Origin of the sequence: Shimazuella soli, assembly GCF_022511585.1 — a bacterium.
Lineage (GTDB): Bacteria > Bacillota > Bacilli > Thermoactinomycetales > Thermoactinomycetaceae > Shimazuella > Shimazuella soli.
On record NZ_JAKWBN010000007.1, the window covers coordinates 109,381 to 133,309 of the forward strand.

Sequence of the window (23,929 nt, forward strand, 5' to 3'; positions counted from 1 at the left end):
TGAAAAAGTTAAAAATCGGTATCTTTCTTTGGCCATTGAATGGTATTGTGTTTAGGTATTTTTTTCCCTAATACCCACGAAGAGGTACGATTTCCAATATGACGAACAATATGATTGAAGGTCATTTTTTTAGAAACAGGTGAAAGTTTTTTGTCCTCTGATGGTTCCATCTGTGGCAGATCTAATCCAAATTGAGGTCGTAGTTGGTTATAGCATTTCTTTTTTATATTGATAGGAATTTCTTTTCTGTCCAGAAACTGTAATGCTTCTTCCATATTATTTTGCTGGATAAGGCTTTGGAAATGAAGGATGATGACAGATGGTAAAGGGAAGATAAAGGTAAGATGAGAGCGATTTCCTCTTCCTTTGCCTGATGTCCATTCAATAAATCCTTCACTGTTCATTTTTTTTAACAGAAGCCGTGCGTTGCGTGAGGAACAGTGAAGGATTTCGGATATTTGTGTGGTATCAACCGTGATAGGAGTTTGATCTGCTACAGTATGAAACGCAAGCCTCAGTTCAATGTAATATTCAATTGTGTTCATTTTTAAACCCTCCTACACTTTGGCAGCAATAAGATCCAATGCTTCTTGCCACCTTCCTTTCTGGCGAAGCAGTTGGATTTTTTTGGTGATAAGGTGCTGTTTATCTAATTGTTTCTCTTCTGATAGAGCTAAAGCTTTGTCGATAAATTTAAGCGAGGAATCCAACTGATTTTTAGCTGATTCCATGTCACTTAGTAACTCATATGCCTTGATCGAAAAAGGTGAATGATTTTCTTTTTCCGATAAGATGATGTTGCAATAAGAAGTTGCTTCTTCCCATTCTCCATCTTGATATAAAAAAGAGGCCAATTTACTCATACATTGCAGTTTCATCTGGGGTTGGTCTAATTGGCGATACAATGATATTGCCTTTTGTAATTCCTGAGTTGCCTGATCATAGACATGGTGATATCCATAAAGAAGGCCCAAATTCATATGTGTTCCAGCAAGATTTTCTTCATCTCTAGCTAACTCGAATGAAAGCAAAGCCTTCCCAAAATGTTGTCTGGATTGATGAAATTCGTGGAGCTGCATATAACAAACGCCTAATGACATAAAAATTTGCCCTGATTTATAGGTTATATCTAGGTCTTCACTGAATTGAAGAGCCTTATTAAAGTAATAAATAGCAGAATAGACTTCCCCTAGTTTCCCGTGTTGAACCCCTAGTTGAAAGAATAATGTTATCTGGTTATAGGTTGAAACCTGTTCATAGACGGCAATCTCATAGGCTTCTATTAATAAATGAAGTGATTTATCTTCTTCACCTGAGAAGGAGATTGTTTTACTCATGGAGATCATTGTTCGAATAAGAGGGTTTTTATCTGGGCAATATTCGAGGGCATTCATGCTCTTGGTAAAATAGGAAATCGCATTTTCTGTATGCTTTTTGTGCGATTCCCAATGGCCTAAAATCCAATAAAAAATGCCTTGTTCCAGTCTGGGCCAAGTTTCTATTTCCTCTGTTTGGAAATCTTTGATCAAATCATAAGCCTCTTGAAATTGATAACGTTCTATTTTTTTCTCTGCCATATAAATAGAACGGAGCGTTTTTTTATTGAGTTCCATGATGTTCAAATTTTCACCCTTTACATTATAATGAAGTGAAAGAGTTTAAAGGGAATCACTTCCATCATATCATCGAATCAAAATGATTACTATTATCGCATTTATTAATGTTTTCTAAAAGGGGAAAGGGTAAGGTGTTACAAGATAGACAGAGACTCATCGATCGGTATGATCTGATCAAAAAGTTAGGTCAAGGCGGAATGGCTGCTGTGTATTTGGCATGGGATACACGCTTAGAAAGAAATGTAGCAATAAAAGTGATCGATGACAGGCAGTTAGATGGAGAAGAGGGGATAGAAAGATTTATACGCGAAGCGAAAATTGTCAGCAGTTTAAATCACCCCAACATTGTCCAAATACATGATATCGTTCATCAAGATGAGACACATTTTATTGTAATGGAATATGTGGATGGTCCATCTCTACATCAAGTATTAAAAGAAAATGAACATTTGAGTGAAGACCAAGTGATCGGTTTTGCAAGTCAAATTTGTGATGGCTTAGCTCATGCTCATGAAAATGGGATCATTCACCGTGATATCAAACCTCATAATATTTTATGTACTGCAAGTGGTGTCGTAAAAATTGCTGATTTTGGGATCTCCAAACTGATGGATTCTACTAAGATGACGTTGACTGGTATGGTCATGGGTTCTGTCCATTATTTTTCTCCAGAGCAAGCTTCTGCCCAAGTTGTACAGCCGTCTTCCGATGTTTACTCCTTGGGAGTTGTGATGTATGAAATGATAACGGGCAAGGTGCCCTTTGATGAAGACAGTTATATCGCTATTGCAATGAAACATATCAATCAACCTGTGCCTTCTTTAAAGGGATTGGCCAACAAAATAAATCCTAAGTTAATTCAAATTATTTATAAGGCATTGGAAAAAAATCCTGTTCATCGTTTTCAGACAGCAAGTGAAATGAAGTTATCGCTTTCAGGACTTATGAAGCAGGATATACCTAAAACATCAAAAGAAAAAGATAAAGTATATTTCTTTCGAAAATGGGTCTATTTGCCAATAATGATTCTACTGCTCGGCGTTATATGTACATATGTTTGGTATGGTGCATACCGAAGTGATGCAACAAGACAAACACAGACTACGCAAACAAACGAAAAAAGTTTAGATACTTCAACATCAAAGGCAAAAGGGAATCATCCTTGGTGGAAAGAACTTCCCAAAAATAATAAACTGAGCCGTATTTTTCATAATCGTAAGGTAGTAGGAGAAAACGGGGAGTACGATGTGAGTGTGGATGTGGGAGATTTGCCTACTTCAAAATTTTATTACAACATATATGTGGTCGATCGGATAAATTCAAGGCTTGTGATATCGAAGCAAATAGTTAAATACAAACGTTCTTCGCAATCGACATTAACCCCCGTGAAATTCCATGTATCTGTCCCAGAGCAATTATTGCCAACAGACGAAGGAATTTTAAAAATAGAGCTTTACTGGAAGAATAACCTAAATAGTGATGAAAAAAATTATGTGGCAGAAGAAAGTCTATTGCAACAATGGGGAACAGTTCCCCATTCATAAAACCTAAGGTTTCGTGAAATGAAGAAGATTGGATTCAGCTCTTTCACGAGTTCAACGACTTTTTTAGAAAATATATTTACAAACATACATTCCGATGATAACCTATCATAATTACATATCTTGGATAGTTTGAAATGCGAAAACCAAGCAATAAAGCTATTCCTTGTTGTAATGCAACCGTGGGGCTCACGGGGTTAGCTTGGTAATGAAGTAGTCGTTAGACTTCCGTCCCAAGAATTCTACGGTTTTAGCCGTATGGAGTGTCAAGTAGTGACAAAAGAAGAATTTAACCACACACCATTGGAACGTTGAGGACAGAATACAAACAGTTATATTTCATCACATCCCAAAAATCAGTCTTAGGGAGACTGATTTTTTTGTATCTTTGTTCATTTCCGTTTTCTTGTACAACTTTCTGATTTACATAGACTGGTATATAAAAATATGTCAAAATGTATAGTATTAATTTTAAAAAATGGAACTTAGCGTCATTTTCATCGAAAGGGGTGTACAGTTGAAAAACAATACAAAAGTCATATTAACCGCATTGATAATAGTTGCACTTATAGGAGCTGGAATCGTTTATTTTCGTTCAGATCTTTTTCAAACAAAACCCGTAGATGATCGCAAAGTGGTAAATCAGGTGAAAAATGTAGATGGTACATCAGCGAAGATCATAGGGATCTACTCAAGTAGAGCAGATCTACACCTGCATAAGAGTAGCAATGGTCAAATGCAAGCGAAGATAAACGGAAAAATACCGAAACAGGATAAGGTTGAGTTGAAATGGTCGAAACAAGGGAAAGGGATATATTTAAAAGTTTATTATCTAGAAAATGATATGAAAACAGAAAGAGAAAAAGAAAAACAAGCATTTCCTGATGAGTTAAGTCTAGATGTATTCATCCCTAGTAAAGTTTATGATTCTATTGAAATGAGTACACACGATGGAAATGTAACATCGGATATCCCTCTACAAGCTAGTGAAATGAAAGTAGATACACAAGAAGGCTCCGTAAATCTTACTAATATCTCCGGGGATCAAGTTCAATTTAAAAGTGATGAAGGAAATATTCAGTTGAAAAAAGTCAACGCCGGGTACATGACGCTTACTTCATGGGAAGGAAACATTTCACTGACAGACTCTGTGGGACAAGTAAATGGAGAATCACATTCTGGAAACATAAACATCACCCGCTATAATGGATCGATGATTTTGAAATCGAGCACAGGAAATATTAAAGCTGAGCAAATTGCACCTGTCTATACAAGTGATGAAATAACAACAGATTCAGGAAATGTGGATTTTGCTTTCCAAACCTTACCCACTAACCTCTATCTTGCCCTCACAAGTGAAAGTGGTTCGTTGAAAAATAGCTTGCCAACTAAAAAAATGATCGATAAAGATAAGGATTATTATCATATTCGCTACATCAAAGGAACCTTAGGGAACGGAACAGGAAACGTAGTTATTGATACGAAGAGTGGAAACATCCATGTATCCTTAAAAAAATAAAACGATGAGGGGTAAAAATGCGAGTAAAAAAAATAGCTTATTTCATTCCTATGTTTATACTGCTGCTGGTTCTGTCAGCTTGCTCAGGGAAAGCCGAAAAAGTAGTGGTAAAACCGTTGACAAAAGATCAAGTGATGACAAAGGTTTCCCAGCAATTGAAAAAACAAACGAAGCTAATCCCTACCCAATATCACCTCAAAGAGTCATTGATTGCTGGAGGATGGGTGGAGTCTAAAATCGATTACTATGGAGTTAACGAATACTACACACAATCAAAATATAGTGATGGTTCTTCTGACGAACAAGTTTATCAATTACCCGGATACCAATATAATCGAGATGCATATGAAGGAGAGAAAAAAGAATGGAGTAAAATCCCATATGAAAGACCATTCAAAGAAGACGATATAAAGTCCCTGACTTCTTCTGGAAGTATCAATGATTTAAAGGCCCAAACTTATTTTTCTATTTTAGAATCAGTTCAGGGACAAGTCCAAATGAAAGAAACAGGCAAAGCCTATGTATTAGATTTAACAAGTACAGATACATCGAATAACCTTAAATGGATGCAAGGCTATCTGAAGCATTACGATGTAATTGATCCAAAGGAAACAGCGTTTCAAAAATATCATACAAAAATGGTAATCGACAAGAAGACATTTGCGGTTCAGTCGATCGAAAATGAAGTTTTCTATACGAGACAAACGTTTAATCCGGATAATGGAGTGAAAGGACAAAAGCATCTTGATATCCAAACGGTTATCGAGTACCCAACTGCAAAGAAATTAATTGTGCCTCAAAATGTTATAAATGAAGCAGACAAAAACGATCCATATAAGCAATTTGAACAACAGTTCCAGCAAAAATAAAAGCTTTGCTCCATAGGAGCAGAGCTTTTTTACAGTTAGATTGCTTTTTTCTTCTTGGGGAGAGTGAATGCATTGGATGCTCTACGAAAAGGTTGAAAAGAAAAACCACCCTGAAAATGTTTGGGCTCATAAGCTACGATAAAGGCATCTGGGTCTAATTCTGCGATCTGTTTAGAGAGTTTACTCTGTTGTTTCCGATGAGCAGTAATAGACAGAACTAATCGCTCTCCTTCCATACCTTCACCAAACCAAGCAGTGACTCCATAGCCAGCCTCTCTTAGCTGTCCTGCAAGTTGAACGTTCTCTTTTTTGGTGATAACGGAAATATTTAGATATCCAAGTGCTAGTTTTTCTTCTAATTTCATGCCTATAAATAACCCAATGCCATAGCTGACACAGTAGACGATCAGATTGATTGGTTGATCCAAATTATCCAATACAATTTTGAATCCAATTACATAAACCAACACATCCACGCTACTTAGCAATGCTGCCATAAACTGATAACCTTTGATGGTGAGTATGGTACGAACAGTAAGCATGGATACATAAACAATTTGCAGTATGACAATCAGCAGCAAAGTGGTGAACATAGGGCATCCTTCTTTTCTGGTAAAATGCTGTCTCGTCCCTTTTTGAGGCATATCCGGGGTTATAGGATGATATGAGTGCATGAATGAGCGGATAGCTTCTATTTTCATAGGGAATCATTCGTTTAGACGAGAAGATTATACAACTGCCAGATCCCATTCGGCAATAGGTTTTTGAAAATTATTCTCCTTTTTTATTTTTATTATTTTAATGTTTTTTTTCTCACGTTTTTCATGTGCCAATAATAAGAAAAAGAGCCTTGAAATAGGCCCGAAACATCCAAAAAACGATGTAATTTGTTTTACATCCAAAATACATGGGAAGTAGAGAAATGGATCTTCTGCTACTCTATCGAAGTTTGATTTCCAGCAAAAGATTTTTAAGGAGTAGACTTATTTAATTCTCTTTTTTTGGGAGCAGGACTATATTTCAAGTAAGAAACCAATCCTCCCATCCCAAGTAAAGAAAGGACAATAAAAAGGGCCAATCCTGTCCAATGGATTCCTAGCCATTTATAACTTGGAACATCTTCAAAAATGAGTTGCAAAAGACCGCTGAATAATACAACAGGAAAGCCAAAAATCGTGATAAGCACAATCAAACGGTTTGTCTTTAAATTGGTGTGGTTATCAATGATTTGTTCTAACTCAGAAATAGATTCATATAATTCTTGAAGCTGGGTGTGCAGGGTCCAGCGTTTTTCCAACGTTTCACGAAAGAGTTGCAGATGATAATCCGAAGAAGAGAACATGGTTGTAAGAATTGCATAGCGAATCTTCGTCTTATTGGAACTGATCCAATGATTGATTTCCATGAGTTTTACATTAGACAAGGTTTGTTTCATTTTTAACCATTCCAATACTTTCGACATCATCTGTATACAATCTTGATGTACGCTTTGGAAAAGGGTGACCTGCTCCACTACATGTTCGATTTCTTGCTGATATGCCGGCAGATCAAGGGGCTCTGTATTCCAATCATCTAGTAAAAAAACACCATTTTCATGCACAATAGCATAACCAAATGGAGTTTCAACAAAATCAAACGAGCTTTCCGGAGGTAAAGGATAGATAGGCGGAATCTCGTCTTCTCGAATACGGGAAGCACATATTGCTAAATATCGTTGCAATGTTGGAGATGTCACCAAAACTTGTTGCTGTCCGAGTGAATTCCATTTTGCAGCAGTTAAAAATTTCTCTTTTGCCCAGATAGGTTTGCATTCATATATTCGGCAAGAGTCTCCAATTGTTCCATTAGATAAATAGGGATTTACAGTAATAGATTTAGCAGGATTGTATAGCTCCCAGATAGCATTTATTACATCAGACCATTGTACTTTGGAATGTTCTTTTTGATGGTATTTGCATTTTGGGGCAGTTACTGTCTGATAGTTTCCGTTTTGATCATGCCAATGACAATCGGTAGGCCGATGGGCACCCCAACGTTCATTTTCCAGTGATTCGAGTTTATACCATAAGTCTTTTAAATGGAGATTTTGCCCTGACTCAACTTGGATAACAATGTCACGGCCAGTACCATTTAATTCTGGGCGATAAATGGCGAAAAATTGGAAGCCTGATTCGAGCCATGTTCGCTCTTTATCGTGGATAAGAAAAGATTTGAGCAGTCCGATATAGGTGTTTTCTGTTGTTATAAATGCATCGACAAGCACGGTTTTATGTGAATCTTTGACAGGTAACTCCAGTTGTGTGATGGTTGCTTGCTTTACACTCAATTCATACTTTTGATACTCACGCTTGAGGTAAAGCAGGGCACGATTATATTCTTCGATGTGGCCGGAGTTTGGAATTTCATAGGGGAGCACTTGATCCATCATCAGGGAAATAGCAAGATAGATACATGCCTGAAGACCTTCTGTTACATTAGATTCATCAATGATCGTAAACATTTTACCATCTTCATTGATTTGCTCCTCGATAAGGAAAAAAGAGTGTGCCAATGCACTGTGCAAACATCCCCAAGACTGAAATGGTTTCCCTGTCGTTTTTACATCATCTAATTCCCATCGGATGGTATAGTCTATCCATTCAAAAGGGAAATCCTTTCTGTCTACATTGTGATGTCGGCAGTAAAACATAATAAATGTCAGACATGCATCTAATGATAAATCTTCAAAATAGAAAGAGTACTCTTGGAAGGGTTTATTGTGGAGGAGGTGCAGTTCTTCTAAGTGGTACAACATTTCGGTTGTAGATTCATAGCCATCATTTTGATAATGATAAACAAGCTTGTTTTGATAATAAGAAAATAATTCATTTCCAATGAATACTTCATTATCATAGCTAGGAATTTTGTTTGGTTCATAATGAATGGTAACATCCTGCAACTCATTATAAAGTTGTTGCAAACAATCGATAAGTTGCAATTGTCCACATCCTTTTTAAATAATTTTACTTTATTACAAATATTGTATCAAAATATTTTGTTATTTTAAATGACAAAAAGCCTAAAAAAGAAGAAAAAGTCATCTATTTTAGGCTTGTACTTCTATTCGTCCGCGATAAATGCTTTTGATATTTTTAACAATATTGTAAATAAATCTCACGTTTTTAAGGAGATGGTTTTTAGAGGGAAAAAGTAGAATTATATGTCTGTAGAACGAAAGACACAGGTGTTTATGGAGATACATCTTTTTCGCTTGGATTTGCTAAGGGAGACAGAAATAAAGAAAACAATAACTTCTGGAACTCAATAGAATCGTAACGAACCTCCTCCTTATTAGGAGGGGGTCTAAATGTATACTACCATTCATCAGAAACTTTTGGATAGATCACCGAAATAAGTTTGTTTTTGTCAGTTCCACTAATTCATTTCCATGTCCACTCAACACTGCTTTTAGCATCCACAAGGTAAAGCCTTTTGCTTGATCAAATGTAATGGAAGGTGGCATCGCTAGTTCTTGTCGATTGACAACAACATCGACGATCACTGGACCATCTTCCTGGAGTGCTTGAGATATTGCCCCCTCTAACTCCAGCGGGTTTTCCACTCGTATTCCTTTCATTCCGATAGCTTGGGCCAGGGTCGCAAAGTTGGGATTATCGAGTTCTGTTCCCATTTCGAGATAACCAGCCGCTTTCATCTCCAATTCTACGAAAGCAAGTGAACCGTTGTTAAAAACGATGACTTTTATCGGGAGTTTGTGCTGTTTTAGTGTCAGCAGATCACCCATCAACATAGATAGGCCTCCATCACCAGATAAGGAAATGACTTGACGTTCTGGCTGGGAAACTTGAGCTCCAATCGCTTGCGGCAGTGCATTTGCCATCGTGCCGTGAGTAAATGATCCTAAGAGTCGTCGTTTTCCGTTCATTTGCAAATATCTTGCCGCCCACAAAGTAGGTGTTCCAACATCACATGTCAAAACAGCGTCTTCTGCGGCAAGATCGCTTACAAGTTTAGTAAGATATTGGGGATGAATCACATTGCGGCCTGGAGTAGCCAGTTCATCTAATTCTTTTCGTACATGAGCATAATGTTTGGAGAACTGCTTAAGATGGTCTGGATCATGTTCTGTCAAGTGAGGTAATAATTTTTCGATTGTTTGTTTTACGTCTCCGCAAAGACCATAGGTGAGTGCAGTGCGGCGACCGAGATGAGAAGGTTCTATATCTACTTGAAGAACGGCAGCCTTTTCTGGATAAAATTGCCGATATGGAAAATCAGTTCCAAGCATGAGTAACACATCACATTCCATGATGGCATGATATCCAGAAGAATAGCCGATTAATCCTGTGAGTCCAACAGAATAAGGATTATCATATTCTAAGTATTCTTTTCCCCTTAGTGCTATAACCATTGGGGATTGTAACTTAGCACATAATTTCATTAGGGATTCATGTGCACCAGCACAACCAGCGCCACATAACAGAGTAATACGTTTTCCATCATTTAAATATCCAGCAAGTCGTTTGATTTCGTTATCATCGGGATGGATGACAGGATGAGTCGGGTGGAAAACATGTTCAGGCACTTCCGTTTTATCGTACTCAAAAGCGGCGACATCACCAGGCAGCACTAGAACAGATACATCTGAATTTGCGACTGCTGACTGCATGGCCATAGTAACCATATGAGGTATTTGTTCTGCTCCCATTACTACTTCACAAAAGGAACTGCATTCTTTGAATAATTGGTCTGGCCGCGTTTCTTGAAAATAACCGCTCCCGATTTCAAAGCTGGGAATATGGGCAGCAATGGCAAGTACAGGTACTCGGTTGCGGTGGCAGTCATATAATCCATTAATGAGATGCAAATTACCAGGTCCACTGCTTCCTGCACAAATTGCAATACTCCCGTTTAAAGAGGCATCTGCTCCTGCTGCAAAAGCGGCAACTTCCTCATGACGAACATGAATCCATTCGATTTTCCCTGAACGTCGAATTGCATCGAGGAGTGCATTGAGTGAATCTCCAATTATTCCATAAATTCGTGTTACACCAGCGTTGATGAGTGTTTGAACGATAGAATCAGCAATAGTCCTTTTCATCAAATCTCTCCTTTGTCATCTATTTAGTTTGGCGATTTTCAAAGGAGTTATTCTTCTACCAAGGATGGAGATCAAAGAGACAATGGTTTGTGGATCGTTTTTTAATTGGATTCTGTAATCTCTATTGGTAAAGCTTTTGTATCTGTTGGTGAAGAGAGTACTGTCATTGTGGTAGTAAAACCGTATTTACTACATGTGTGAAGAAAAGAGTTTAAAGTCTGCATCGATTCCGTCATAACTTTTATAATGAAATTAAATTGTCCGCTGAGTTGGTGTGCTTCTATCACTTCAGGTGATTGATTGCAAAATTCAACCAAATTGCCGCAGTTTTCGGTTTGTATCAGTATATAAGCCATGATTTGTTTTCCTAGTTTTTCAGGATCCAGCACCACTTGATAGCCTTTGATGATTCCTCTGTCTTCTAGCTTCCGAACTCGCTCACCAACAGCTGGTTGGGTCATGTTGATCAAGCGGCCTATTTGTGAGATAGAGATTCTTGCATTTTGCTGTAGTAAAGTTATTATTTTTGCATCAATTTGATCCATATATGTAATACCTCTCAATTGTTTATAATTTAAAAGTAAACAATCTGAAATGCTTTTGGTTTTCTATGTAAAAGAAATGATCTTTCCTTTAAGCTTATTTCAAAAGCCGATAAGGAGAGATTATCTATGATAAATACTATCACAAGCCCTGTAAAGATTGGAAACTTACAGTTGAAAAATCGTTTGATCATGGCTCCGATGCAAACAAACAAAGGTACGATAGAATCCTTTGCCAATGATTTTCATGTTAAGCATTATGCCGACCGTGCAGAAGGTGTTTCGATGATGATTATAGAGTCAACCGCTGTTTCTTCTAATGGTCGATTATTTGCTGATGATATAGGGATATTTAGTGACGCGCATATCGAGCCATTAAAACAAATTGTCAATGCAGTTCATGAAAAAGAGACAAAGATTTTTATCCAGTTATCCCATGGAGGAAGGAAATCGTCGCCGAAGGTGACGAATCGGCTCATTGGACCAAGTCCGATCGCTTATGATGATCAGTATAGTGAGCCAAATGAAATGACAGAAGAAGATATTGCGCAGGTTATCGAAGACTATCGTTTGGCTGCTAGAAGAAGTTTGCAAGCAGGATTTGATGGCATTGAGTTACATGCAGCTCATGGATTCTTGCTTCAAGAGTTCCTTTCTCCATTATCCAATCTCCGGACAGATAGATATGGGGGTTCTGTGGAAAATAGAGTTCGTTTACTGCGAGAAGTTCTAGAGGCTATTCGATTAGAAGTTGGGTGTGATTACCCCGTGATCATCCGTGTATCTGCTTCTGAATTTTCCCCAGAAGGTTTAACTCCTGTAGATGTTGCAAATGCACTGACTTATGTGGAATGCTACCTTGATGCGGTTCATGTATCTGCTGGAGGAATATTGCCGAATCAGCCATTGACTACACATGAAGGATATCAAGTTCCTTATGCAGCTGTTATCAAACAGTATGTAAAATTACCGATTATAGCAGTTGGGAGAATTTATACGCCAAACTTAGCAAATGCTATTTTAGCAGATCGACTTGCAGATATAATTGCAATCGGCAGACCTTTGCTCGATGATCCATTATATGCTAAAAAGATGCTAGGTCAATAATATAGATGGACCCTCATTTTATCCCTCTAGGAGAAGAGGCAAAATGAGGGTTTTTCCAGTTCGCTCTAACTTTTTTGCGACTTTCCCACACGAAAGAGGAAGCACAAACCAGATGAGCAGCGTCAACCAAAGAGTTCGGTATCCCACTACTTACGCGAAGGCTCCCCACAAAGAACCAATGAAACAAGAATATCAAATTTTCGATGTAACTAGTTCATAATTACGATTTTTTCGATTTTGTCGATAAATAGAAATGAAAAGCTTATTATATTAAATGCAATAGCATTTATATATTTGTTAGATAGATAAAGGATTGGTGACAAAATGGAAAAAGAGCATGGTATTTTTCGATCAGAGCGAATGCTCGCATATTGTGATGCTATTTTTGCGATTGCTTTAACACTGCTCATCATTGAAATTCGACTCCCGGAACATGTTCAAGGAGAAAGTCTGTGGACTATCCTACTGCATCAGTGGCCAAAGTTCCTGAGTTTCCTTATTAGTTTTATGATTATTTCGGTAGTTTGGTTTAATCACCATACGATGTTTCATTACATCAAAAAAGTCGATCATAGGTTAATAATTATGAATACTCTCTTGATGTTAAATGTGGTGGTAATACCTTTCTGTTCTTCTCTACTAGGGGAGTATATTACCAGTGGGAATCCAAATGCAAAAATAAGTGCACTTATCTACGGAGCTTGGATTTCCATCGGAGGTGTTCCCTTTAATATGATATGGACTTATGCACTTAAGAAAAAAGAATTATTGGAAGAAGGGTATAGTCATACCGAATTAATGTATATGAAAAAGCACTTTAATCGTGGTCCAATCATTTATCTAGTTGTGACTTTGCTAGCATTGATCAATGTTTGGATCAGTGTGATAGGATTTGTTTTGTTAATAGCGTTATACTTTTTACCTGCTACAAAATGGACAAAAAGGAAAAGTTAACAAATGTTAAGGTGATAACTTTCGAGGAGAAGGTCTATTTCTATTAATTCATGTACTTAAATTTTAATGTTGTTCATATTTCTTTCCCCACAATAATGATTTCTTTGATATAATCATACAGGGACACAATTGCTCGAAGGGTATTGATTATTTCGTATGGAATTAGCGGAGGATTGACACCCTAGTATAGAGAGACTAATGTTAGTTCGTATCAGGAGGAAATGCCATGAAAGTATATGTTGTTTATGATAGTGAAGGTGGACATACAGAGTCATTGGCCAAAGCTGTAGCTCAAGGGGCAGGTAATGTAGAAGGTGCAGAAGTACATATTCACCATGTCAATGATGCAGATGTCTATCAAATGGTAGATATGGATGCTATTATTTGGGGATGTCCTGGTCATTTTGGAACAATCAGCTCCGGGCTAAAAACATGGATTGATAAACTCGGTTATTTATGGGCTGAAGGGAAATTGATCAATAAAATTGGGGGAGTTTTCTGTACCACAGCTACACATCATGGTGGTTTGGAAGCGACCCTGCTCAATTTGATAACTCCTATGTTGCACCAAGGAATGATTGTAGTAGGTCTTCCTGCCGATGTTCCAGAAAATGCACTCTATGGTTCATATTATGGAGTGGGTATTACTTGTCCAGTAGAAGATACGCCTGGAGTTACTACAACATTAACAGCAAACGATACTGCTCTAGGACGAGCACTTGGAAAAAGGGTTGCAGAAGTGACCAAACAATTTGTTGAAAATCGAGGCTAGGTAAGGGAGAGTAGGCCCATGATTATACCTATTATTTGCTTTGCAATCGCTGCTATTCTCTTGATTGTTCTAATCGTGGTAAATGTTCGTGCTGCATCCAACCGCAATAAAGAGGAATCACAAGTTTCAGAATCTGAATCCATTGTGGAAATACCAGAAGTAGAAGTACTAGAATCCAATCCAGCCGAATCTACGATTCAAAAAGTGGCAGAAGAGGTAGCAGAAGAAGAACAGATTTCAGAAGAACAATTAGAAGCGGATTTGCAATCTGAAACAGAAGTAAATGTAGAATCGACAAGAGAAGTAGAAAAAGAATCAAACAAAGAAACAAAGTCTTTTAAAATCGAAGACAGCACCTATCGGGCAGCTTTGAAAAAATTTCAAGCCAAAAAGCCTGAGCTAGCTAAAAAGAAAACCCAGATATCCGATTCAGACTATCGCAGTGCACTTCGATCCATGCAAAAGAAAGACAAATAAGCAGGAAAGTCCCCTCGTTTTGGAAACAATGGGGACTTTTTTATGTTCAATTTATATAAAATGGTTGATTTCATTATCTCCTTTTCCATTTTTGCTTCATAAAATATAGCAATATATGGAGAGGAGGTAATAGATTGAAAATATTTAACGATAACGACAGAAGACATGATGATAATGAAAGACGCCGCCGCAGACGTCGTCGCTTCCGTAGGGAAGTAATCCGCTTGCGTCCAGGGGAAACTGCTACTCGTACTTGTGGTACGTTCTCAGGTAGAACGATTACGGTGAGACTCCGTCGTGGGGAAGTTCTTGTGGCTGTTTGCCGTTCTTCCCGTCGTATATTTATTTTTGTCTGTGGAAGACCTAGATTTACAAGAACGATTACTTTGCGTCGTGGGACAAGAATTGTTGTAAGTTGTCGTCGCACCTAGTCTTTTTCAATAAATCAATCGACTCCTGAAAAGGAGTCGATTTTCCTTAAGAGAGTCATAGCATTTTCTGTAGGAATTGCTGAGCTCGTTTTGTTTTTGGCTTTGCAAAGAACTTTTTTGGGGGAAGATTTTCAGTTAACTTTCCTTCGTCCAAAAAACATATCCGATCAGCTACCTCTCTGGCAAATCCCATCTCATGTGTGACGATTACCATCGTGATGCCGGTATGAGCTAAATTACGAATAACTTCTAGAACCTCTTTCACCATTTCCGGGTCAAGTGCAGATGTAGGTTCATCAAATAGCATGATTTCTGGTTCCATCGTGAGTGACCGGGCGATAGCGACGCGTTGTCGCTGGCCGCCGGAAAGCTTGGAAGGGTAAACATCTGCCTTTTCCTTTAAACCAACTTTTTTTAGTAAATCATACGCTTTGGCCACTGCCTTTTCTTTGGAGATATTTTTCACTTTCATCGGAGCATAAATCATATTTTCTAACACTGTCATATGAGGGAAGAGATAAAAGTGTTGAAATACCATCCCGATGTTTTGGCGTATTTTTACTATATCTGTTTTTGGGGAAGTAATGTTTTCGTCTTTGATCTGAATAACTCCTTGATTAGGTTGTTCTAGTAAATTCAAACACCGAAGCAAAGTGGATTTCCCCGAACCTGACGGTCCGATAATCGCACATACTTCACCTTGTTTGATGGATAGCGATACATCTTTTAGAACTTTGAGCTTACCAAATGATTTGGAGAGATTTTGAACTTCAATCACTTCGTGCCAACCTCCTTTCGAGGATACGAGCTGTTGCCGTTAGAGTCATTACCATTACATAATAGAGAAGACCGACAAAAAGCAGTGGTTCGAAGTACAAATAGCTATCTGAAGCTACGATGTCCGCCCTCCGGAGCAAATCGGTTGCTCCTATCGTGGAGACAAGCGCAGAATCTTTTAACAAAGCAATACTTTCGTTAACAAGGGCAGGCAAGATATTTTTCAATGCTTGTGGCAAAATAATATCCCGCATCATCTTCGGATAAGGGATGCCAAGTGCGATAGCTGCTTCCTGTTGTCCGTGATCAACAGAGGTGATCCCAGCTCGAATCGTTTCGGATATATAGGCGGCCGAATTTAATGTAAAAGTGATAACACCGGCTTCAAGTGCAGTGATATCATAGTGAAAAAGCTGAGGAGTAGCAAAATAAACGAGTGTTAAGGATAAGATCAAAGGAACTCCTCGAAAGATAGAGGTGTAAAAAACAGCGAATCCATGTAAAATTTTGATGTTGGATATTTTAAATAAGGCGAGGATGATGCCCCAAATCAATCCGAAGACTGCTGAAAGCATAGTAAACTCAAGGGTGGTCAAAATCCCCTGAAGAATATACGGGATTTTGTCCGAAATGAGTTCAAAATGTAATTGCAAGAGATCACACCACCTTTCCATTTATTTTTGGAACCATTTTTTAATTAGTTCATCTAACTTTCCATTTTCCTTCAAATGTTTCAATACTTGATTGAAGTTTTTTACATAGCCAGACCCTTTCGGAAAAGCGATAGCAGATCCAGTCGGCTCGCTATTGGGTAAATCTGTAAAGGAGAGATCGGGATTGTTTGTCGTATAACCTTCTGCAATCGTATTTTCGACGATAGCCGCCTCGATTCGACCTGCTTTTAACTCTTGAATAATTTCCGGTACTTTATTGATCGAAATAGCATTTAACTTCAATTTTTGGGCTTCTTTTTCTTGGATGGAGCCAAGTTGTACTCCGACTTTTTTTCCGATAAGGGACTTGGCAGTAGTCAAATTGCTTCCTTTTTTGGTGATGATGGTGTTTTTTGATTCATAGTAGATATCAGAGAAGTCTACACTTTTCTTTCGTTCAGGAGTTGGTGTCATTCCGGCCATGATCAAGTCTGCACGCTTGGATTGAAGTGCAGGAATAAGTCCGTTAAAGTCCATGTCTTTTACTTCGATTTTGAGTTTTAATTCTTTGGCGATCATATTGGCTAGATCGATGTCAAAACCGATAACCTTCCCAGTTGCCGTATCTGTATATTCATAAGGCTTATAATCCGCTGATGTTGCTAAAGTCAATGTTTTTTGTCCATTTGGATCTGCATTATTTTTGGAGCTGCATCCAAACAATAGAGCTGTACTAAGGGCAACAGCTAGCCCTGCTTTTGCTAGGGTTTTCCATTTCATTCTGAAAATCTCCTTTTTATTTTAAAGTAAAAAAAATAATCTTCATGAATAAATATACATGATGATGAATAAATATATTATAATTCATTTTTCGTTTTAAACAAGATGAATTATTTTCCATTCTTATATACTGAAGTAAGTGGTGTTTTTTGAGCGGATAGCAGAATGAATCTTTGTGTATTGCATAAAAATACATAAAAAATATCGTTTTTTTATAATGAGCACAGTAAAAGAGAAATATATTTGCTCTTTGGATGATTTGAAGTAGAATTGAAATTAAGGAGTTTTAGGCTTAGGAAAAGGAAATACTCTATGTCTCATGTCATCGTTCCGGTCAAGCCTCACTGGAACACGAAGTTGAAGACTTTTTTCTACGCTATCCTGTTCTGGGTGTGTGTAGGAGTATGGATCTACCAATTCAAGATCTCTCAAGCGAGAAAGGATAGGATCGATCAGTTTCTATTCCTTTGTGATCTCGCACCATGGGATCTCATGCTGTGGACAGGCACTGCCGTATTCATTCGGAAATGGAAATGCCAGAGGTACTGGCAAGAGTCAAAGCAGCTTTGGTTCAACAGGCTGCGGTCTCTTGTGGATCTTGGTCTATTTTTTGGTATGATTCACGCTGTAGCCAGTGTGACATTCATCTGCCACTTTGTATTCCCACAGCCGGTAGGCGATGTGCTTCTCTGGATCATTGCAGTGCTGTATGTCTTGGTCTTTGTGCCATTTAACATCTACTGCAAGCGTAAGAAGAAGCACGCCAAGAAGAAGACTACGCAACAAAAGCAGTCCCAGGTAGCGTAGGAGTGGGAAAGACAATTAGAGGTTTCCCTCTCTTCTTAAGTTGTGTGCTGTTGGCTTTTCATCTTGATCTGCCAGTCAGCACACCAGCACATGAGGAAAGACAAATAGATAGAACACATCTTATCATGATGTGTTCTTAAAGTCGTTTATTTGTATGTTTTATAAAAAGACGTCTGCCAGAGTTCGTCTAATCCAATTTGTAAAATCTTTTTGCTATAATCATACAATTCCTGGATAGGTTGTGCCTCTTCCACATGATCCAAAGTAAAACGCGTGATCAAATCACTTTCCTCTATCACACTTAGGGTCTCCTCTTTCAACTCATCAGGACAACGAAAGTGAAATTGCGTATAGTCCACATCCGATTCTTCATTCCACCAGTTCGTATATAACATCCAGGCATCAGGATATTCTGGGTGAAATGCAAAGTATTGCGTTACTGTCATATTATCTTCTCGATCGTTTTTTTGCAGGAGAAGTTCCTCTCTTGCGAAAAAGTATTTTACTTGATTAGCAGGAATTTCATGGAATACTACATATCGATCGACAAACCCCAGTTGATAGGCAAATTTTAAAAATTTATCTCTTTTCCAACGTATAAAGACTGCATCGTTCCAATCGTCATCATGAAAGAAATGGGTGAGATGGCTTGTATCAGTTTGGAAGTCTGTTGACCTCGGTGGCAGAGCAACTTTTGGAATAGGCTGTCCCGCCTCTGTTAGAGCTGTTTCCATCGTATCAATTGTCTTCGTTTGTCGATTAAATACAGCCCATGTGTAAGGGGAGAGGCCGACTTCATCTGTGGAAGTACAGTCTGCACCATGCTCAATCAAGCCCTTTACTATGTCCACATAACCTCGTTTACTCGCTTGCAGCAGTGGGGTTACATTTGCTTTATTTGGTTTATTGATGTCAGCCCCGAGTTCAACCAAACATTCGATGATCAATTGATTACCCATATCTACCGCTTTTAAGAGCGGTGTTTCATCAATTCTACTTATATCATTTAAAAAGTCAGGTTGATGTTGGACAAGCGTTTTTATGATTTTTGGATATTCCGCTGTAGTTTGATCTACTCTTCTAATTGCGTCGTGAATAATAGATTTTTTCTCTAGTGGAGCTCCTATTTTAATGAGTTCTTGTAACATAGCATTATTTCCTACGTTAACTACTGCTTCCCAGCATGCCTGATCGAGTTGATCAGGAGTAGCTTTTGCGCCATATTTATAGAGTAGCTGAACAGTAGCAGCATTGTATGCACAGCGATACAAGGAAACTCCCTTGTGAACGTTAGGATTTGCCCCGCGTTGCAAGAGAAGATCGACAATGCGATGGTAGCCGATATAAATTGCATGATACAAAGGGGTTTTTTCCCAGTCATCCGCTTGGAAATCTTCGTGATTTAGTCGATTTGGGTCTACTCCAGACGACAGCATATATCGAACAGCTGCTTCTTTCCCTTGTTTTGCAGCATCGTATAAGGAGATATGTAACAAATCCTCTTCTAAGCCTCTTTGGGCCTTCTGTCTAGTTTTCACAAAAGCGTCACAAGTTGCTGGTGTTAAAGCAAGCTGATATGGCTTTTGTCCCCATTTGTTTTCCGCATCGGCATTTGCTCCATTTTGTAAGTAGGTTTCAATCGCTTCCGTAAACCCTTCATATGCTGCCAAATGTAAAGGTGTATTGCCCCATTCATCCGTGCTATGGACAGACAATCCTTTTTCGATGAGATAGGAGGTCATCACTTTTGATTTACTAAAATAAAATAACGTGATGCCGTTTGATGTTTGTTGTTTCAAATGTGAGGGAAACTCTTCTAATCTTTCTTTTACTTTTTCTAAATCATTACTTCTCACTAAGTTACAAGTGGCTTGGAATTCTTTGTCTTGTTGGTCGATATGTCGAATAAATAAGATAAATAGCACTCCTTTAATTGGAATTTTGAAGGTTCATATTTCATTTTACAAGAAAAGCGGTTTTTTTATAGGGTTTTCTTTCAAATGGTTCACGTTTCGTTTTTTATAAATTTCGTGCGACTGCATAGTCCATGATTATGTCTTGGGACAGAGACCTTCTTGTGATTTCGTAGAGATGGGAAAAGTTTTCGCTGACTATTGGCAATGTATAACCATTTTTCGTTTCGGTGAATATATCTTTTGAGCGCGTGATGTCACTGACAATGGAGGTTAATATCTTGAATAGTCAGATCCCAATCTACCCAGAACCTTACTGGAGAGATCCGAATCCTTTTCCAGAGTTCCCCAATCTAAAGGAAGATTTGAAGACAGATGTAGTTGTGGTGGGAGCAGGAATTGCTGGTATCACAACAGCATATCTACTTGCCAAAGAAGGGAAAAACATCATACTCGTAGATGCTGGAAGAGTGGGAAATGGAACAACCGGACATACTACAGCCAAAATAACCGCGCAGCATGATGTGATTTATGATGAGTTGATTCAGCATTTTGGTACAGCTGAAGCAGAATCGTATTATTTAGCAAATATGTCCGCTAAAAAGTTTATCGAGAATACGATTCATCAGCTTGCGATTGATTGCGATTTTAAACAAGAAGACGCCTATCTTTATACGATAGACGATGCGAATAAAGCAAAATTGGAAACAGAAGCCAAGGCTTATCAAACATTAGGGATCAAAGGATCCTATATGGATAAGCTGCCTTTGGAACTTGGAGAAAAAGCAGGATTAGTGATGCCCAGTCAAGCCAGATTTCATCCGCTTCGCTATTTGCAAAAGTTACTAGATGAATTTGTATCATTAGGCGGGAAAGTTTTTGAAAATACGACAGTTGTAGATATAGAAGAAGGTCATCATCCTACTGTTATTACTCGTGAAAATTTGAAAATCACTTGTCAGGATGTTGTTTTGTGCACTCACTTTCCTTGCTATGATAAAGGGGCATTTTTTGCTAGACTTCATGCAGATCGTTCCTATGTTCTAGCGATAAAACCAGAAAAGGTTTACCCGGGTGGGATGTACTTATCGATTGATTCTCCAGCAACCCGTTCTCTCAGAGAAGTTACGATTAATGGTGAGCAGCATGTTTTGGTAGGAGGTCAGTCACATAAGACGGGTAAAGGCGTTTGTACAATGCAGCATTATGAGGTATTAGAGCAATTTGCCCGTGACACCTTCGGAATCAAAGCATATTTGTACCGCTGGTCTGCACAAGACTTGATTACACTTGATAAAGTTCCTTACATTGGGCGAATGACAGAAAAACACCGCAATATTTATATAGCTACTGGATTCCGCAAATGGGGAATGTCACATAGTACTATTTCTGCGTTATTAATTACCGATTTGATTATGGAACGGCCTAATCCTTATGAAAAATTGTATACACCATCACGTTTTCAAGCTGACCCAAGCCTTCGGAACGCAGTTGTGCAAAATCTAGATGTTGCAGGAACACTCCTTGCAGGCAAGGTAGGTTTGACTTTTAAAGAGCCTAAAGATTTAGCAAAAGATGAAGGTGCAGTCGTGATGGTGGATGGACAGCGGTGTGGAGGATACCGAGATTCAGATGGGGATCTACATATTGTAGATTCTACTTGTACCCATATGGGTTGTGAAGTGGAATGGAACCATGGTGATCGTACATGGGACTGCCCTTGTCATGGATCACGTTTCTCTACAGATGGGGAAGTCATCGAAGGACCAGCGGAAAGACCATTGGGGAAAGTTGCATTAGAAGTAGAGCAAAGATAATGGGAACAGACCAATTCGATTCGGAACTGGTCTGTTTTTGCGGATAGATATTAAAAAAGGATGGATTAGAGCTATTGATATATATGAACAGCTAGATGATGCATGCTCTTCATATTCTTTTACAAATAAAGAATAAGATAGATCAAGCAGATAAGACTAAATGTATCATGAAAAACATTTATCATTTATCTAAATGGAAAAATAGCAGTCTTTGTTCTTCGATTCTCTTCGCCGTTGGTCTTGGTTTTGGAATATGGTTACATGGAACAGCTTATGCGGATGAAATGGAAGACCTCGGTCCGCAAGTTTATGATTTGACAATCTATGAGTCTGCTTTTGGAAAAGATTCAAAAGGCAGACCTGTCGTATATGCACCGATTGTTGGTAATCCAAGCAAATTGGTCATCGCAGATTTGAAAACAAGGAAAGTTCAAAAGGTCATACCTATTCCTGGAGCAAAAGGAGTATGGACTGTCACCATCTCCACAGACGGGAAAGTATGGCTGGGATCATATAGCAATGGTCATGTCTATCGCTATGATCCAATTACAGATGTTTTGACAGATATGGGTGCTTCTCCAACTGGCAGCAATGTCCTCTACGGGCTTGATCCAGGCAAAGATGGCGTTGTATATGGCGGTTCTTATGGTGCGGCAAAAGTTTTTGCATATAATGTAGCGGGAAAATCATTTGACCTAGGATCGGTATTCCCAGACGTCTATGCTAGAGATCTGGCTTTAGACGCCGAAAATGATGTGCTCTATGCAGGAGTGGGTGCAATTCGGGCGAATGTGGTTCGGTTCGATTTAAAAACAGGAGAAAAAAGACCAATCTTACCAGTAGAGTATCAGACAGATTCTTTTGCTTATGATCTCGATTTTGTCGCAGGCAGATTATTTGTCAAACTAGAACCGTCTTTTCGTGAAGTATTGTTGGATCCAGTAACGGGTAAACCCGATATGGTGACAAATGGATTGACCAAGCAGCAGCAAGAGTTTTTCCCGATTGGTTCACGTGGGGTGTCTCCACTTGCGCCAGATGGGAAATCTGTTTATTTCTCCTATAAGTATCAACTTTACCGGTTGGATACGACTACTAAAACATATGCGCCTGTGCCCGGTGCATCTCTTGCCAATAACGTGATCAGTTGGGGCTGGGAAGAATTTAATGAACCGGGTTATCCGGGGAAATCATTAGTTGGGGTGATTGGTAACTATGACGGCAGAGTTTTTCGTTATAATCCGATCACTGGAAACCATGAGGAGTACATGCTCCCTTTTCCGCCACAGCCACTAGATCTGTATCATGTTATTGCAGGACCAGATAGAAAATTGTATTCCAGTGCTTATATCAATGGGTCACTTGGGATTTATGATACAGAGACAGGCAAACACAGTCAGTTTCCAGGTCTAGGTCAAGTAGAAGGTTGGGTTTGGGATCGTGATAAGTTATATGTTGGAACGTATCCAGAAGGAAAAATATTAAAATATGATCCTAATCAAGCTTGGCGGGTAAAAGAAAATCCAGTAATGCTTTTTCATTTAAAAGAACAGGAACAAATCAGACCGTTGTCTCTTGTGGTCTACCATCACAAGTTATACGTCGGAACTCGATCAGAATATGGGACTTGGGGTGGTGCGTTAACCGTTTATGATCTCGTAAAAAAAGGCAAACCAAGTGTGTTCCGTAATATAGTTCCCAATCAAACGATCACCACCCTTGCAGCAAAAAACAACCGAATATGGGTAGGGACGAGCATTGAAGGCGGAGATGCGACAACCCCAAAGGAATCAGAAGCAGTATTATTTGAATTTGATCCTAAGACGAATACAAAAGTCGCTGAGTACTCTCCATTAGTCAAAGGCATACCACTAAGAATCAGTGGCTTGACAGTAGGCCCCGATGGGATGTTATGGGGAATATCAGACGGGATCTTGTTTCAGTTTGACCCTGTAAAGAGGCGAGCACTACGACAGACACCTCTTGTTCGAGGGGCAAGTTCTACAGGCACTTCGATGGTATTTCATCCAAATGGATACCTCTATGTCACAGTAGATGGAAGCTTATTTAAAATCGATCCAAAAACATGGAAAAGATGGCGAATTCCTTATACAACCAATCTATATCGTTTAGTGAGAATCGGTCGAGACTTGTATATGAAAGCTGGTCCGAAGGTGAATATGGGGGTAAATCTTGTAAAATATACGCCGGAAGAGTAGATAACAAAAGCAACCTGCAAAGGTTGCTTTTTGT

22 protein-coding genes are annotated in these 23,929 nt (G+C 38.7%); 10 read left to right on the top strand and 12 right to left on the bottom strand.

Going from position 1 to position 23,929, the window contains the following annotated elements; all coding sequences use genetic code 11:
* Positions 1–8: 8 nt before the first annotated feature.
* Positions 9–545, bottom strand: coding sequence for an SgrR family transcriptional regulator (locus MK805_RS14460; protein WP_240876600.1), 537 nt, complete (start codon positions 543–545; stop codon positions 9–11).
* Between the two features lie 12 nt (positions 546–557).
* On the bottom strand, positions 558–1,613 hold the full coding sequence (locus MK805_RS14465; RefSeq protein ID WP_240876601.1) for a tetratricopeptide repeat protein: 1,056 nt from the start codon (positions 1,611–1,613) through the stop codon (positions 558–560).
* A 134-nt stretch (positions 1,614–1,747) separates the two neighbouring features.
* On the opposite strand from MK805_RS14465, the gene MK805_RS14470 reads away from it, so the two are divergent.
* The 3 genes from MK805_RS14470 (at position 1,748) to MK805_RS14480 (ending at position 5,545) form a co-directional block, all read left to right on the top strand.
* Positions 1,748–3,160, top strand: a complete 1,413-nt coding sequence (locus tag MK805_RS14470; RefSeq protein WP_240876602.1) for a protein kinase domain-containing protein — start codon at positions 1,748–1,750, stop codon at positions 3,158–3,160.
* Positions 3,161–3,674: 514 nt separating this feature from the next.
* The gene (locus MK805_RS14475) at positions 3,675–4,676 is read left to right on the top strand and encodes a DUF4097 family beta strand repeat-containing protein (RefSeq protein WP_240876603.1); all 1,002 of its coding nucleotides are present in this window, start codon (positions 3,675–3,677) and stop codon (positions 4,674–4,676) included.
* 17 nt (positions 4,677–4,693) lie between these two features.
* A complete protein-coding gene (locus MK805_RS14480) occupies positions 4,694–5,545 on the top strand; it encodes a hypothetical protein (RefSeq protein ID WP_240876604.1) in 852 nt (283 codons plus the stop codon).
* Positions 5,546–5,580: 35 nt separating this feature from the next.
* On the opposite strand, the gene MK805_RS14485 is transcribed toward MK805_RS14480, so the two are convergent.
* From MK805_RS14485 to MK805_RS14505, 5 genes are all read right to left on the bottom strand, one after another.
* Entirely contained in the window at positions 5,581–6,138 is a 558-nt protein-coding gene (locus MK805_RS14485; protein ID WP_240876605.1) for a DUF2179 domain-containing protein, read from the bottom strand.
* A gap of 135 nt (positions 6,139–6,273) precedes the next feature.
* On the bottom strand, positions 6,274–6,447 hold the full coding sequence (locus MK805_RS14490; RefSeq protein WP_240876606.1) for a hypothetical protein: 174 nt from the start codon (positions 6,445–6,447) through the stop codon (positions 6,274–6,276).
* Positions 6,448–6,515: 68 nt separating this feature from the next.
* Positions 6,516–8,522 (bottom strand): hypothetical protein, encoded by a 2,007-nt coding sequence (locus MK805_RS14495; protein WP_240876607.1) that lies wholly within the window; start codon positions 8,520–8,522, stop codon positions 6,516–6,518.
* A gap of 405 nt (positions 8,523–8,927) precedes the next feature.
* Positions 8,928–10,646, bottom strand: a complete 1,719-nt coding sequence (gene poxB / locus MK805_RS14500) for a ubiquinone-dependent pyruvate dehydrogenase (RefSeq protein WP_240876608.1) — start codon at positions 10,644–10,646, stop codon at positions 8,928–8,930.
* Between the two features lie 101 nt (positions 10,647–10,747).
* Entirely contained in the window at positions 10,748–11,191 is a 444-nt protein-coding gene (locus tag MK805_RS14505) for an Lrp/AsnC family transcriptional regulator (RefSeq protein WP_240876609.1), read from the bottom strand.
* A gap of 126 nt (positions 11,192–11,317) precedes the next feature.
* On the opposite strand from MK805_RS14505, the gene MK805_RS14510 reads away from it, so the two are divergent.
* The 5 genes from MK805_RS14510 to MK805_RS14530 all read left to right on the top strand — a co-directional run bounded on the left by MK805_RS14510 (position 11,318) and on the right by MK805_RS14530 (position 14,929).
* Positions 11,318–12,295, top strand: a complete 978-nt coding sequence (locus MK805_RS14510; protein WP_240876610.1) for an oxidoreductase — start codon at positions 11,318–11,320, stop codon at positions 12,293–12,295.
* A gap of 324 nt (positions 12,296–12,619) precedes the next feature.
* Positions 12,620–13,249, top strand: coding sequence for a TMEM175 family protein (locus MK805_RS14515; protein ID WP_240876611.1), 630 nt, complete (start codon positions 12,620–12,622; stop codon positions 13,247–13,249).
* Between the two features lie 226 nt (positions 13,250–13,475).
* A complete protein-coding gene (locus tag MK805_RS14520; RefSeq protein ID WP_240876612.1) occupies positions 13,476–14,021 on the top strand; it encodes an NAD(P)H-dependent oxidoreductase in 546 nt (181 codons plus the stop codon).
* 18 nt (positions 14,022–14,039) lie between these two features.
* Positions 14,040–14,498 carry a hypothetical protein gene (locus MK805_RS14525; RefSeq protein ID WP_240876613.1) on the top strand — a complete coding sequence of 153 codons (459 nt, stop codon included), beginning with the start codon at positions 14,040–14,042 and terminating at the stop codon, positions 14,496–14,498.
* Between the two features lie 134 nt (positions 14,499–14,632).
* Positions 14,633–14,929 carry a hypothetical protein gene (locus tag MK805_RS14530; RefSeq protein ID WP_240876614.1) on the top strand — a complete coding sequence of 99 codons (297 nt, stop codon included), beginning with the start codon at positions 14,633–14,635 and terminating at the stop codon, positions 14,927–14,929.
* Positions 14,930–14,984: 55 nt separating this feature from the next.
* On the opposite strand, the gene MK805_RS14535 is transcribed toward MK805_RS14530, so the two are convergent.
* The 5 genes from MK805_RS14535 to MK805_RS14555 all read right to left on the bottom strand — a co-directional run bounded on the left by MK805_RS14535 (position 14,985) and on the right by MK805_RS14555 (position 19,871).
* A complete protein-coding gene (locus tag MK805_RS14535) occupies positions 14,985–15,707 on the bottom strand; it encodes an amino acid ABC transporter ATP-binding protein (RefSeq protein WP_240876615.1) in 723 nt (240 codons plus the stop codon).
* Positions 15,700–16,359: an amino acid ABC transporter permease gene (locus MK805_RS14540; protein ID WP_240876616.1), complete on the bottom strand. Its 660-nt coding sequence runs from the start codon at positions 16,357–16,359 to the stop codon at positions 15,700–15,702. The genes MK805_RS14535 and MK805_RS14540 overlap by 8 nt, the downstream gene beginning before the upstream one ends.
* Positions 16,360–16,380: 21 nt before the next feature.
* The gene (locus MK805_RS14545; RefSeq protein ID WP_240876617.1) at positions 16,381–17,139 is read right to left on the bottom strand and encodes a transporter substrate-binding domain-containing protein; all 759 of its coding nucleotides are present in this window, start codon (positions 17,137–17,139) and stop codon (positions 16,381–16,383) included.
* Positions 17,140–17,742: 603 nt separating this feature from the next.
* Positions 17,743–17,922, bottom strand: coding sequence for a hypothetical protein (locus MK805_RS14550; protein ID WP_240876618.1), 180 nt, complete (start codon positions 17,920–17,922; stop codon positions 17,743–17,745).
* Between the two features lie 170 nt (positions 17,923–18,092).
* Complete coding sequence (locus MK805_RS14555; RefSeq protein ID WP_240876619.1) at positions 18,093–19,871, bottom strand: ankyrin repeat domain-containing protein; 1,779 nt, start codon at positions 19,869–19,871, stop codon at positions 18,093–18,095.
* Between the two features lie 266 nt (positions 19,872–20,137).
* On the opposite strand from MK805_RS14555, the gene MK805_RS14560 reads away from it, so the two are divergent.
* Complete coding sequence (locus tag MK805_RS14560) at positions 20,138–21,676, top strand: FAD-dependent oxidoreductase (protein WP_240876653.1); 1,539 nt, start codon at positions 20,138–20,140, stop codon at positions 21,674–21,676.
* 167 nt (positions 21,677–21,843) lie between these two features.
* Entirely contained in the window at positions 21,844–23,895 is a 2,052-nt protein-coding gene (locus tag MK805_RS14565) for a hypothetical protein (protein ID WP_240876620.1), read from the top strand.
* Positions 23,896–23,929: the final 34 nt, after the last annotated feature.

Excerpts from the sequence above, each read along its gene's own strand:
- MK805_RS14465 (WP_240876601.1), bottom strand. The coding sequence starts at position 1,613 with ATGGAACTCAATAAAAAAACGCTCCGTTCTATTTATATGGCAGAGAAA.
- poxB (WP_240876608.1), bottom strand. The coding sequence starts at position 10,646 with ATGAAAAGGACTATTGCTGATTCTATCGTTCAAACACTCATCAACGCT.
- MK805_RS14525 (WP_240876613.1), top strand. The coding sequence starts at position 14,040 with ATGATTATACCTATTATTTGCTTTGCAATCGCTGCTATTCTCTTGATT.
- MK805_RS14545 (WP_240876617.1), bottom strand. The coding sequence starts at position 17,139 with ATGAAATGGAAAACCCTAGCAAAAGCAGGGCTAGCTGTTGCCCTTAGT.
- MK805_RS14515 (WP_240876611.1), top strand. The coding sequence starts at position 12,620 with ATGGAAAAAGAGCATGGTATTTTTCGATCAGAGCGAATGCTCGCATAT.
- MK805_RS14460 (WP_240876600.1), bottom strand. The coding sequence starts at position 545 with ATGAACACAATTGAATATTACATTGAACTGAGGCTTGCGTTTCATACT.
- MK805_RS14485 (WP_240876605.1), bottom strand. The coding sequence starts at position 6,138 with ATGTTCACCACTTTGCTGCTGATTGTCATACTGCAAATTGTTTATGTA.
- MK805_RS14480 (WP_240876604.1), top strand. The coding sequence starts at position 4,694 with ATGCGAGTAAAAAAAATAGCTTATTTCATTCCTATGTTTATACTGCTG.
- MK805_RS14565 (WP_240876620.1), top strand. The coding sequence starts at position 21,844 with ATGAAAAACATTTATCATTTATCTAAATGGAAAAATAGCAGTCTTTGT.
- MK805_RS14520 (WP_240876612.1), top strand. The coding sequence starts at position 13,476 with ATGAAAGTATATGTTGTTTATGATAGTGAAGGTGGACATACAGAGTCA.
- MK805_RS14510 (WP_240876610.1), top strand. The coding sequence starts at position 11,318 with ATGATAAATACTATCACAAGCCCTGTAAAGATTGGAAACTTACAGTTG.
- MK805_RS14505 (WP_240876609.1), bottom strand. The coding sequence starts at position 11,191 with ATGGATCAAATTGATGCAAAAATAATAACTTTACTACAGCAAAATGCA.